Below are 12,547 nucleotides of genomic sequence, written 5' to 3'. Positions count from 1 at the left end.
AAAAAGGTGAGGTCATGAACAAAAGAAAAAGACAAATTATCACAGCTGCGCGTGCACTTTTTATTGAAAAAGGATTTCTAGATACATCGATTAACGACATCATCCATGATGCTAAAATTTCAAAAGGGACATTTTACAATCATTTCTCTTCGAAGAACGAATGCTTAATCGCCATTTTAGATGAAGGACGTGAGGAAGCAAGTAATCGTAGACATGAACTTATTTACGGAAAGGATCCTACAGATTTAGAAGTGTTAACACAGCAAGTTGCTGTTCTCATGTACGTCAATCGCGAACATAACTTAATTCAAATTTTTGAATCAATCTTTCATTCGAGAGATAAAGAACTAAAAAAAATTATTATTAACTACCATCTACAGGAATTAGAATGGTTAGCTAATCGTCTTGTTCAAGTCTTCGGTGAAGAAATTAGCCCAATAAGCTATGAATGTGCTGTGCAAACGCTTGGAATGATTAACCTCACATTGCGCGCAGTTTTTATAGCTGATTATGATAAATATATCAATCGAGAAGCCATTGTACGTGTAGCATTGCGCAATATTAGCGTTATTATACCTACTATGCTTGAATCGAAGGAAATTATCGTTAGCGTTGAAATGATCAATACTATTCAAAATGTAGTCAATTATAAAACCGTTACAAAAGATATGGTCATCGAACAATTACGCGGCTTTGCCAAAGGATTAACGAATAATGAAACAGTAGAAGGCTTGGAGTATGCAGAATTTTTATTAGAGGAGCTTCAACGCGAAAATCCAAAGCTTTTTATCATCGAGTCACTTCTTACACCTTTCCGTAAAGCATTCGTTGGAACAGAACATGTCGCAGAAGCCCGCGATATCGCCAATAGTCTATGGCGCTATGTAAAAATTGAGCGTCCGGCTGAGCGCTGCAACAAAAATAGACAATAATAAAAGAGGTATCAAAATTTGATACCTCTTTTTTAATGACATTGAAATCTTAAAATAAATACTGTACCGTCACGATCTGAACGTACACTTATGGTGCCATTGTGGAGGTCAATAAGCTGTTTTGTAATGGCTAGTCCTAAACCTGTTCCTGTTGTATCATCTGTCGTGTTAGTTCCACGGTAATAACGTTCGAATAGGTTATCGAGCTCTTCCTGAGGAATGCCAGGACCATGATCAGCAATTGTTAGCATCACTTCTTTACCAGTATGTTGCGCCTCCACCATTACCTTCGTGCCTACAGGTGTATATTTTTTCGCATTGGTTATTAAATTATCCATAATCCGCTTGAGCAAAAGTTCATCTGCCTGCAGCATCACATCACCATAAACCCTTACGCTTACCTGTTCATCAGCAAATTGTGTTAACCATGTTGTCAATGGCAGTAATACCTTATCAAGCTGTATGGCCTTATTTTTTAACTGATACGTATACGTTAAATCTTGTATGAGGGCATCCATATAGGTTGCCTTTTCCTGCATAGTTTGTGCAAAAATACGCATCTCATCCTTTGTCCACTCATAATCCTCCGAGGCAAGCATTGTGGAATAGCCATAAATAGAGCTTAAAGGCGTCTTTAAATCATGCGATAAACCTGTAATCCACTCCTCACGTAACTGCTCTGATTGCTTAATTTGCCTTTCATTTGAATCAAGTCGCTCAGATAAATGGTTTAAGGACTCCTCTACAGGCTGAAATAATTTAAATTTCCGTTTCAATTTCCCACTTTTCTTATGATGGATGTTCTTATCACTAATATCACTGTAATCGAATTGGGTAAGTCGCTCAATTCGCGATATGACATAAACAAGTGGACGTACAAATTGTCGTGAAATACTAATAGATAAAAAAATAACGCCCAGCAATAAAATAATATGCCCACCAAAGAAAACGGAAACAAACAATATCATCGCCTTATTGAAGGGCTCTTCAAATGGTTTATAGGATGGGTTAGGCATACGGACAACAAATGTGGACTCATCCGCTAAGGTTGTACTTTGCTTAAGTTCCTCATGCTCGAATATGTCATATTTCTCCTCAACCAGTTGGGGCTTCTTTAGCTCTTCATAACGTTTTCCTACAATGTCCGTCCGGTTCCATTCCGTATCATAAATTTCAACACTAGCTTTATGTTCTTTTAAACGCTGAATTGTGACATCTGAAATCGTCCCTGTAGCTAACCAATTATCAAGAGCCTCGTCAAATAATGGCTGAACAGGAGAAATAGGTAGAAATAACAAATAATATTTTGGAAGTTCCCATGTGTGCATACCTGGCTGCTTTAATGCAAAAATTTCACTATCAGGCCTTCCACATAGTTCACAGCTTTCCCCTGTATAATCTACAATGGTCATCGACTGATCAAATAAGTAAAGTTGACCTGCATTTTCCTCAGCACGCTCTACTAAATAATCGGCAATTTTAACGGAATCTCCCTTTTCTATGACGGCATCGTCCTCAATTTCAAAGGAGCTCATGACATGAATATTGTCTCCTACACGATCATTAATAAAGATCGCAAAAAACACCAAGCTCATAATAAAGCCCGAAATAATTAATAAATAAAATATAATGAAATACGATACAAAACGAAGCGTTAGTTTCCCTGCTGGCTTCATGAGGAAACATCCCCAACAAGCTTATAGCCAATACCTCTGACCGTTATAATGCAGGTAGGTTTACCAGGATTCTTTTCAATTTTTTCTCGCAGTTTTCGTATATGTACCATTACTGTATTATCATCAAACAAACAATCTCCCCATACACGCTCGTAAATTTGTTCCTTAGATAATACTTGCCCCGCATTATCACATAAATATTTCAATAAATGAAACAAACGGCCACTAATGATTTCCCTTACCCCATCTACAGTGATTTCTGCTGCATCAATATCGAATGTAAAACGGCTACATGTAAAAAGATGATTTTCTGTGACTTGCTTTTTCTTCATATAACGTGCTAACTGTACCTTTACCCTTGCAACAAGCTCGAGTGGATTAAATGGTTTTGTAATATAATCATCTGCACCATTCATAAAACCCCGAAGTTTATCGGCGTCACTGCTTTTAGCTGTTAAATAAAAAATAGGAGCATCGCTTTTTTCCCGAATAAGATTCGCCACTTCTAACCCACTACCATCCGGCAGCATAATATCTAAAAGGTAAAAATCAAATGTTTTAGCATAAATCTCGGATTTTGCTGCTTCTATCGTGTTACATAATGTAATGCTTGTCATGCCTTCTTTTCTTAAAATGATATCAATCATTTCAGCAATCGCTCGTTCATCCTCTAATACTAATATGGATGCTTTCTGCATATCCTCACCTACTTTTAAGATTACTTTAAGGTAGTCATTATTTCACCATAAGCTTCCTCAACTATTCTATGTATAAGATAACCAATTAAGGAGATAAAACGCAATGACAACTAATCGTGTTACTTTCATTGATACAATGCGTGGGTTTAGTTTATTTGGCATCTTAATGGCGAATTTGCTGATATTCCAGTTTGGAATGTATGGCAAAGATGAATTAAAAAATCTTTCTACCTTAGATAACGGAGCTTTATATTTTGTAAAGATTGTAATTGAAGGCTCCTTTATGCCCATCTTCACTATTTTATTCGGCTTCTCGCTTATTAAATTAATTGAATCCATTCGAAGAAAAAAAAATAAAAGCCGCTGGTCAGTATTACGTCGGGCAACTGGTTTAATTGCCCTCGGTTTACTACATTCCATTTTATTATGGGAAGGCGATATTCTTTTTACTTATGGCTGTATGACTTTATTTTTAATTCCCTTTATTAATCGTAAACCAAAAACTTTGTTTATATGGGCGGGTATTCTATTTGTCCTTACGACGGCTTTAACATACGATTCTATGGAGGCAACTAAAAAGGAACAAAAGGAATTAGATACTTACATTGAACAAGCAAATGATGTCTATGCTAATGGAAGCTACTTAGAAATTTTTGATTTCCGAGCAAATGCAGAAGTACCTGGAATGGAGGACCCTTCCTTCATCTTTATTGTATTAATTTTTGCGCCATTGTTTTATGCTCCCTTATTCCTCTTCGGTATGGCACTCGCTAAAAAGCAAGCCTTTACGAAAATGGACGAGGAAGTAAAGTGGTATAAGCTAGGGGCACTGCTAGTTCCTATAGGACTCGCATGTAAAAGTGTAAGTTTTATAGAAAGTGATTTTTCTTCCATCTTATCGATGGGCGGATCTCAGCTATTAGCACTTGGCTATGTCAGCCTTGCAGCTTTACTCTATAAAACACGCCCTGTACAGCTTCTCGCCCCTGCATTTGAGAGCGTAGGCAAATTATCTTTAACCAATTATTTACTACAAACTATTATTTGTACAACTGTTTTTTACGGTTATGGTCTCGGATTATACGGCAAGCTAGGTATCTTTGGCGGTATTTTATTCGGTATCGTTGTTTACAGTCTACAATGTGTCTTCAGCCTTGCCTATTTAAAGAAATTTAAACGCGGCCCATTTGAAACAGTCTTACGTGTATGGACGAATTGGTCGTGGACTGGTCAGGTGAAGTAAGACACCTACAAACTACTATAGAAGAAAGGAATTATTTCATATGAATAGTGACTCTAAAGAAGACTTTACAGACTCGTGGTGGTTTTTAGGTATTTGTGCGGCTGTAGCAGTAATTTTAACACTATTGCATTTTAATCGATAATATCACATTCGTTTTCCTTGCCCCCTACTGTATACTATTACTACAACTATACAGCTAGGGGGCATTTTCTTGTTAACGCGTATCATGATTACAGGCTATAAACCACATGAACTTGGTATTTTTAATGATAAACATCCTGGGATTGGCATCATTAAAAAGGCATTGGAAAACCGTCTACGTCTTCTACTTGATGAAGGGCTCGAATGGGTTATTATAAGCGGCCAACAAGGTGTAGAATCTTGGAGTGCTGAAGTTGTATGGACGCTAAAAAAAGAATTTCCTCATTTAAAATATGCAGTTATCACACCCTTTTTAGAACAAGAGAAAAATTGGCAGGACCCTAAAAAGGAAAAATACCAAACCATAATTGCCCGAGCAGATTTCGTTACAAGCATTACAAAAAAACCGTACGAAGCTCCTTGGCAATTTATTGAGAAGGATAAATTTATAATTCAAAATACAGATGGACTATTATTAATTTATGATGAAGAGAATGAAGGCTCTCCAAAATATATCAAACGTCTGGCAGAAAAATTTATGGAGTCACATGACTATTCACTTTTAACAATCAATGCCTATGATTTACAGATGATAGCGGAGGAAATACAGCAACAAGATTGGTAGAAAATAATTGATATAATTTTCCGACAATTATATACTAGTATTATGAAATAGGTTGTCTGTAGCCAGCTTTTTTACCACCATTCGAAAGGAGCTGTCATCATTTGAAGAAACAAATCGAAGTAATTTTTGAAGCTTCTCCTATAAATATTGCTCATGATACGTATCGCAGAGAGTGTAGCTATACACGCGGCATTCATATTGAAGAACAAGAATTTCTAGCCATTTTAAGTACCATGAGTAGGGATTCCCGCTTATATTTTGATTTTCATAACCCACGTAAAGAGATTAAAAAAGGAACATATTTAAATGGACACTCCGGTTTAGCCTACAATATTTTTGAGTATTATAAAAAACACTTTAATATTGAGATTATTGATATAATTAATGGTAAAGATTTTTATGTAAAAATCATATAAAATAACCCCCTTTAAAGTTTCACCTTTAAAGGGGGTTATTCGATGTTATAGGTCGGATACTTGCGCGCCTAACTCTTTATTATTATACATTTCTGTATCCAATTCTTTCGTAATACGTGCTGTTGTAACACCAGCTGTCATTGAACCACTTACATTTAAAGCTGTACGTCCCATATCAATTAAAGGCTCAACTGAGATTAATACACCTGCAAGGGCAACCGGTAAATCAAGGGCTGATAATACAAGGATTGCTGCAAAGGTTGCACCACCACCAACACCTGCTACACCAAATGAGCTAACTGCTACTACTGCAATAACTGTAATAATGAACACAGGATCAAGAGGATTAATGCCTACTGTAGGTGCGATCATAATCGCTAGCATGGCAGGATATACACCAGCACAGCCATTTTGACCAATTGATAAACCAAATGAACCTGAGAAGTTGGCGATACCCTCAGATACCCCTAGACGACCTGTTTGCGTTTTAATATTCATCGGTAAAGTACCAGCACTTGAACGTGAGGTAAAGGCGAATAATAATGTTTCCGCAGACTTTTTCATATACGTAATTGGATTTAATCCGCTTAATGTCAAGATTAATAAGTGTACTAAGAATACAATTATTAAAGCTGCATAAGAGGCAATTACAAACTTACCTAAATTATAGATGGCACCGAAATCAGATGTTGCTACAGTACGAGCCATAATAGCTAAAATTCCGTACGGTGTTAAACGTAAAATAATTGTTACAACACCCATAACAAGGGCATAAATAGCATCTAGCCCTTTTTTAATTGTTGCTGCTGTCCCTTCATCTTTACGTGCTACACGTAAATAAGCAAAGCCAAGGAATGCTGAGAAAATTACGACAGCAATTGTTGAAGTTGAACGAGCTCCTGTTAAATCAAGGAATGGATTGGCTGGGAATAACTCAACAATTTGTGTTGGTAAATCTGGTGCTGCTAAACCAGTCGTTTTTTCCTCTAGGTATTGGCCACGTGCTGTCTCCGCTTCACCTTGTAAAATGTGTGTTGCATCTAAATCAAATACTGTTGCAGAAAGAATACCTACTGCTGCCGAGACAGCTGTCGTACCAATTAAAATAGCTAAAATAAGAGCAGCCATTTTCCCAAAATTTTTGCCAATTTTCATTTTTGTAAAGGCAATGAGAATTGATATAAATACTAATGGCATGGCTACCATTTGTAACAATTTAACATACCCAGTACCTATAATATTGTACCAAGATGTTGTTTTGGCTAAAACTTCAGAATCAATACCGTAAATAAAATGAAGTCCAAGACCAAGTAAAATCCCTAAACCTAGACCTGCAAAAACACGATTCGAAAACTTCACGTGTTTTTTATTCATGACATATAAAATTCCAACGAACACAAGCAAAACTGCGACGTTAAGAATGATTTGTAAATTCGACAATGGAATGCCTCCTAAGGTGTTTTATAATAATGTAATCGAATTATATACCTATAATCCCTATAATTCAAGTATGTTTTATTAAGATTACTAATTTCATACAATAAAAACGATTTGTCATGATTTATTATGCCCTCGAAACGTAAAACGATTATTTTAGTGAAACTTCTTTAAAATATTTTAGTCTCCTATGCTTCAATTGGTGACAACATTATCACTTTAATGGGTTCATTCCCTGTGATTACAAAATTAATACTAAATACCCCTCTAAACATTAACAAAAACCTACATCGTTTAATGAACGAAGTAGGTTTCTTGTTTATTAATCAAATAACAGCTTCCAGTAATTTTTTTACACTGTTTTTTCACGTGCGTCACTGTATTAGATAATTGTTCTACGGAGTCAAAATATTGAAATTCATTTGTAATAACTGCAACGGATAAGGTAGTACATGTTAATGGCTCCAGTTTTCCAATTCTATTGGCTACCTGCACATATTCGAGATCCTCTAATTCATAAAAACTCGAAATATTTGCATCAAACTCATCAATAATTTTCTGGCAAATCGAGGCTGCCTCATAATGGGGCAAAATCGCTACAAAGTCATCGCCACCAATATGCCCTAAAAAATCGTCTACCTCACATAAATGTCTCTTAAGAATATCTGTTAAATATAGTAGGATTTTATCGCCACTATTAAAGCCATAGGTGTCATTATAGGATTTAAAATGATCTAAATCGAAATATATTAAACTATATTGTGGAAGTTTTAAGGCTTCCTCAAGCTTTTCATTGATTAATTTATTACCCGGTAAACTACTTAGTGGATTCAAAAAGCTAGCAATGGCCACCTGAGTGTCAACGAGCTTTAACAGAAGCTCCCTTATACTAACCATTCCATCATATAGATCATTTTTAGTGACAATTACATCATCATATAAATCCTCTGGGGGTCTAGACATCGCTTGAGTACTAACCTCAGTAATCGGTATATTCCGATCTACAATTAAAGGATTCTTTTTAATAATTAATTGATTTTGCCGTCCCATAAATAAATGATAGCCATATTGAGTGCCTATTTTTTGATAGAAATGCGTACGTGTAATATGCCCAATAGGTTTTTTATCACGAACTACAACCACACTCCGTAATGATGGGTTACTCGTAAAAAGCACATCTACTTCTTTATTTTTCACAAATTCATCAATACATGGAACCTTTTCAATGACTTCCCCAATCTTCATGGTCACCCACCCTTATTTTCCCCAAATGCATTTCCTTTGCGGGCTTTCCTATCGCATACCCTTGCGCATAGTGAATACCGATACGATGTAGATACTCAAGCTCTTCCTGTCTTTCTATTCCCTCAGCAATAATTTTAGTTTTAGCCTGCTCGGCATACTTCATTAGCAATGTAACAAGCTGCTGCTGCTCACTAATCTGATCAATACATTGAATTAATGAACGATCTAGTTTAATAAATTCTGGCTTTAAATAAATAAGTGTTTTTAAGCTATTGTAACCCGAGCCAACATCATCTACCGCAATACGATAGCCCTGCGATCTATAATGTGATAATACACGTTCAAACTCAACAAAATCTATAACAGCACTACGCTCCGTTAATTCAAAAACTACTTGTTGTGGCTTAATGCCGAGTTCCTTTAATAATTGTAGCGTTTCCCCACTATGATATTTTTTATCTAATAATACATTCGGGTGTATATTCAGAAATACTAAAAGGTTTTTATCTACCAAATCATTGTGCATACGTTCCTTGAAACGTTGTAAAGAAAGATTTCTACAAAAACACTCAAATAAAAATACACAATCTGTTTGTCCTACAAATTCATAAAACTGGTCTACACTCGTAAACAATTCAGAGGGTATTGGACGATTTAAAGCTTCAAATCCAATTGTTTGCGCTGTCTGTAAATCTACAATAGGCTGAAAGTATGTATGTAAAGAACCTTGTTGAATAATTTGCTTCAATGCTTTTAAACGTTTTATATATAACGTATTTTGTTGATGTTGCCCGTATAAATATTTTAATAAAGAAAAAACATTATTCGTTTTTCTAGTTTGTTCCACAGCTGACTCCATGCTTGCACCTCTTCAATTGGTTATTATGGTTCATTGTACGCTTCCATTGTAAATAGACTGTTAATCGCATGTAAAAAGAGCAGGCTCTAGCACTAGAATTCAGGATACCTTTTTCCGAGTAGTAAGATTTTGTTCACATCTATTAAACGGTTCTTATTTCACAATATTCACTTTATTACAAATTGTTTATTTGATATAAACTATCGTTAGTGTATGATTGTAATAATAGGATTATATTACCTATTATAATTATTTGTGATTGACGATATTGGTCTTTATGGGGAAACCTATTTAGATAATAAAACTATTCAAGGGAGGATCTTGTTAATGAGCTTGTCTATTCAACAATTATTGGAGAACAAAGGAATTACACCGAAACCTGAACACCTTGAACTATTAAAAACACGCTGGGAAGGTATGCAGTCCCTTCGTAGCCACCTAGAAGGTATTGCGATTGATGACGCGGATATCGCTGTACGCAATATTCCTGGAGGTGATCACATTGACAACTGATTTACATTTAAAATCTGTTGAAGAACTGGCACCTTTACTACAATCGAAGGCCTTATCTCCTGTGGAACTTACGAAAGCTATTCTAGATTTTGCTGAGGAAAGTCAGCCTAAGATTAATGCCTATATGGCCTTTTATCGAGAGGAAGCATTGTCTCAAGCAAATAAAATAGAACAAGAGATTCTCCAAGGGCAATATAAAGGAATGTATCACGGAATTCCGATGGCCTTAAAGGATAACTTATATTTTAAAGATAAAATTACAACGATGTCCTCCAAAATTCATAAGGACTTCGTTTCTAATTATGATGCAACAGTAGTAGAGAAACTTCGTGATGCTGGTGTTATTTTCACTGGAAAATTAAGCATGCATGAATATGCTTGGGGAATTACTAATAATAACCCTCATTACGGGCCCGTTCGCAACCCCTGGGATTTGGATAAAATTCCTGGTGGCTCTAGTGGTGGCTCCGGTGCCGCTGTTGCAGCAGGTGCAAGTGTCGCCTCACTAGGAACAGATACAGCAGGCTCGATTCGAATCCCTTCTTCTGCCTGTGGTATCGTTGGCTTAAAGCCTACGCATGGTCGTGTAAGTAAATATGGCTGTTACCCACTCGCTTGGAGCTTAGACCATATCGGCCCCATGACAAAGACGGTAAAGGATGCAGCCGGCTTGCTGGAAGTCATCTCTGGTTTTGATCATCGAGACCCTACTTGCATAGATGTACCTACTGACAATTACGTGCAGCAACTTTCAGGTAATAGTAAGGATTTAGTCATCGGCATTAATGAAGAATACTTCTTTAAAGACGTAGATGCTGACATAGAAAAGGCTGTTCGAGCGAGCATTCAAAGTTTAGTAGATCAAGGTGCTAAAGTGGAAGTAGTGCGAATTCCATCCTTACAATATGCAGAATGGGCAGAGCTTGTAACATCCCTTTCTGAGGCAGCAGCTATACACCATTCTGATTTACAAAAGAGACCTCAAGATTTCGGAGACGATATCCGGTTATTATTTGAGCTAGGGGAACTACCTTCTGCCGTTGATTACTTACAGGCACAGCAGGTACGTCGTCAAATTAAGCAGGAGTTTAACGAAATTTTTAATCAAGTAGATGTGCTTATTACCCCTACTCTACCTGTAGTGGCAAATACCATTGGTGATGATTTCGCTGAGCTAAATGGCAAAAAAGTAGATTTGATTGATAATATCATTCGTTTTACAGGACCAAGTAACTTAACAGGCTTACCTGCCCTTTCAGTTCCTTGCGGCTTTAAAGGAAATTTACCAATAGGTCTACAAATTATTGGTCCTGCCTTTAAAGAAGGACGAATTTTAAATGTTGGGTATGCTATTGAACAGACGAACCCATTAAAAAATAGAAAGCCTAATATTTTCGCTACTATTGAATCTATCAATAATGTTTAAAATCTGCTCACGATGAGCAGATTTTTTTATTGTATGTATAATCTTATCAAACTAATGGTTTTTTATTGTGGCGTACTTTTATAATAGAAGATAGTAGCTTACTACAAGAAAGGCAATGATCCATTCATGAATGTAGAGAATTTTTTACAATTACCCATTACTAAAGATTTTATCGTTGTAGCTGGTCACAGCGGTTTGCATAAAGCAGTTCACAACGTAGAAATACTAGACTTTGAATTCTCCCCAGATATACATCATGTGCGAGATACCATATTCACCCCTAACAGTGTTGTGTTAAGCAGTCTATTATTTGCCAAGCAAAAGCCGGAGTATTTATTAAATGCCGTCAAAAGCTTAATTGAGCTAGGAGCAAGTGCCTTAGCCTATAAGCCTGTTATTTATAAAGATTTGCCCGAAGAGGTTATAACTTATGCGGAAGAACAAAATTTCCCAATCCTTAGATTTGGTGGAGATGAGTTTTTTGAAAAAATCATTTTAGAAACGATGGCTTATGCTAAAACACAGGATTACTCGTTTTTTTTAGAAACAATTGTACGAAGATTAATGGAGGAGGATCTTGCACCGGAGGAGCTGAAGTCGATTTTTCAGCAAATCGAGAGACCCTTTGACAAGTATGTATTTGTAGCTAATCTAAGGGAAAAGGGTTTATCTCGAAGTGATTGGAGGCAAAACTTTTTATCAATGGAGCCTTTACTAAAAACGGGTTTAATTTGCTCCTATAAGCAAAGTCTTTTTATGATTATTACCCACCCATCTCAGCAGTTTCAGGTTGAGAGGTTTATACATGAATGGCTAACATTAAATACTATCCCTGCTGAAGCATTCACCTTTGGTTATAGCAATTGGTACGACACACAAACAGGAATCTCAATTGCTTTACAAGAAGCCTATTTTGCTAGTGTTTTTGCCGAAATTGAAAAGGTATCAAGCTGCCACTATAAGTCCCTTGCATCAGATCGTTTATTAATAGAGCTGTATCGTAAAGATCCTACATTTGCGATGGACTATGTATCTTCCTTTTTAGCGCCTTTACTCGATGATAAGGCAGATCCTGATTTATTAAAAACAGCCAAAACCTATATTACAAAAAAAGGAAACATTAAAGAGGTAGCTGTTGCCCATTATTGTCATCCCAATACTATCCGCTATCGTATGGCTAAAATCCGTCAGCTAGTAGTACCTGTAGAGAATGACTATGTATTTTATGAGCGTTTAGCTGCAGCCGTTAAATTGTACTTATTACATAGCAAATTGAGTGATGAATAATCGCTTTGGAATAAGTACAAAAAAACGCCTGAATATTTAGAAATAAAAT

Annotated in this window: 12 protein-coding genes; 7 read left to right on the top strand and 5 right to left on the bottom strand. The window is 36.2% G+C overall.

The annotated features are described in order from the left end of the window. Positions 1–14 precede the first annotated feature (14 nt). Complete coding sequence (locus ACE1MS_RS01330) at positions 15–932, top strand: TetR/AcrR family transcriptional regulator (RefSeq protein WP_012292526.1); 918 nt, start codon at positions 15–17, stop codon at positions 930–932. Between the two features lie 32 nt (positions 933–964). Here the strand turns inward: ACE1MS_RS01330 and ACE1MS_RS01325 are convergent, their stop codons facing one another. Continuing rightward, entirely contained in the window at positions 965–2,608 is a 1,644-nt protein-coding gene (locus ACE1MS_RS01325; protein WP_099805784.1) for a sensor histidine kinase, read from the bottom strand. Then, positions 2,605–3,306 (bottom strand): response regulator transcription factor, encoded by a 702-nt coding sequence (locus ACE1MS_RS01320; RefSeq protein ID WP_012292524.1) that lies wholly within the window; start codon positions 3,304–3,306, stop codon positions 2,605–2,607. Before ACE1MS_RS01320 ends, ACE1MS_RS01325 begins: the two co-directional genes overlap by 4 nt. A gap of 103 nt (positions 3,307–3,409) precedes the next feature. Here ACE1MS_RS01320 and ACE1MS_RS01315 point away from each other — a divergent pair, with 103 nt between their 5' ends. The 3 genes from ACE1MS_RS01315 to ACE1MS_RS01305 all read left to right on the top strand — a co-directional run bounded on the left by ACE1MS_RS01315 (position 3,410) and on the right by ACE1MS_RS01305 (position 5,731). After that, positions 3,410–4,549, top strand: coding sequence for a DUF418 domain-containing protein (locus tag ACE1MS_RS01315; protein ID WP_198695245.1), 1,140 nt, complete (start codon positions 3,410–3,412; stop codon positions 4,547–4,549). 226 nt (positions 4,550–4,775) lie between these two features. Next, positions 4,776–5,315: a DUF1273 domain-containing protein gene (locus tag ACE1MS_RS01310; protein ID WP_031418299.1), complete on the top strand. Its 540-nt coding sequence runs from the start codon at positions 4,776–4,778 to the stop codon at positions 5,313–5,315. 101 nt (positions 5,316–5,416) lie between these two features. Next, complete coding sequence (locus ACE1MS_RS01305; RefSeq protein ID WP_012292521.1) at positions 5,417–5,731, top strand: hypothetical protein; 315 nt, start codon at positions 5,417–5,419, stop codon at positions 5,729–5,731. Between the two features lie 45 nt (positions 5,732–5,776). Here ACE1MS_RS01305 and ACE1MS_RS01300 read toward each other — a convergent pair whose 3' ends face one another. The 3 genes from ACE1MS_RS01300 to ACE1MS_RS01290 form a co-directional block, all read right to left on the bottom strand. Beyond that, complete coding sequence (locus ACE1MS_RS01300) at positions 5,777–7,171, bottom strand: L-cystine transporter (RefSeq protein ID WP_031418298.1); 1,395 nt, start codon at positions 7,169–7,171, stop codon at positions 5,777–5,779. 291 nt (positions 7,172–7,462) lie between these two features. Next, entirely contained in the window at positions 7,463–8,413 is a 951-nt protein-coding gene (locus tag ACE1MS_RS01295) for a GGDEF domain-containing protein (RefSeq protein ID WP_197224085.1), read from the bottom strand. Continuing rightward, on the bottom strand, positions 8,391–9,272 hold the full coding sequence (locus ACE1MS_RS01290; protein WP_031418296.1) for an EAL domain-containing protein: 882 nt from the start codon (positions 9,270–9,272) through the stop codon (positions 8,391–8,393). Before ACE1MS_RS01290 ends, ACE1MS_RS01295 begins: the two co-directional genes overlap by 23 nt. A gap of 327 nt (positions 9,273–9,599) precedes the next feature. Here ACE1MS_RS01290 and ACE1MS_RS01285 point away from each other — a divergent pair, with 327 nt between their 5' ends. The 3 genes from ACE1MS_RS01285 to ACE1MS_RS01275 all read left to right on the top strand — a co-directional run bounded on the left by ACE1MS_RS01285 (position 9,600) and on the right by ACE1MS_RS01275 (position 12,498). Next, positions 9,600–9,785: a hypothetical protein gene (locus tag ACE1MS_RS01285; protein ID WP_031418294.1), complete on the top strand. Its 186-nt coding sequence runs from the start codon at positions 9,600–9,602 to the stop codon at positions 9,783–9,785. After that, positions 9,775–11,211 carry an amidase gene (locus ACE1MS_RS01280; RefSeq protein WP_447402648.1) on the top strand — a complete coding sequence of 479 codons (1,437 nt, stop codon included), beginning with the start codon at positions 9,775–9,777 and terminating at the stop codon, positions 11,209–11,211. The genes ACE1MS_RS01285 and ACE1MS_RS01280 overlap by 11 nt, the downstream gene beginning before the upstream one ends. A gap of 126 nt (positions 11,212–11,337) precedes the next feature. Further along, positions 11,338–12,498, top strand: a complete 1,161-nt coding sequence (locus ACE1MS_RS01275) for a PucR family transcriptional regulator (RefSeq protein ID WP_197224083.1) — start codon at positions 11,338–11,340, stop codon at positions 12,496–12,498. The last annotated feature ends 49 nt before the right edge of the window (positions 12,499–12,547 follow it).

It is taken from the genome of Lysinibacillus sp. fkY74-1 (assembly GCF_053165895.1).
This window is presented reverse-complemented; position numbering and strand designations above follow the sequence as displayed.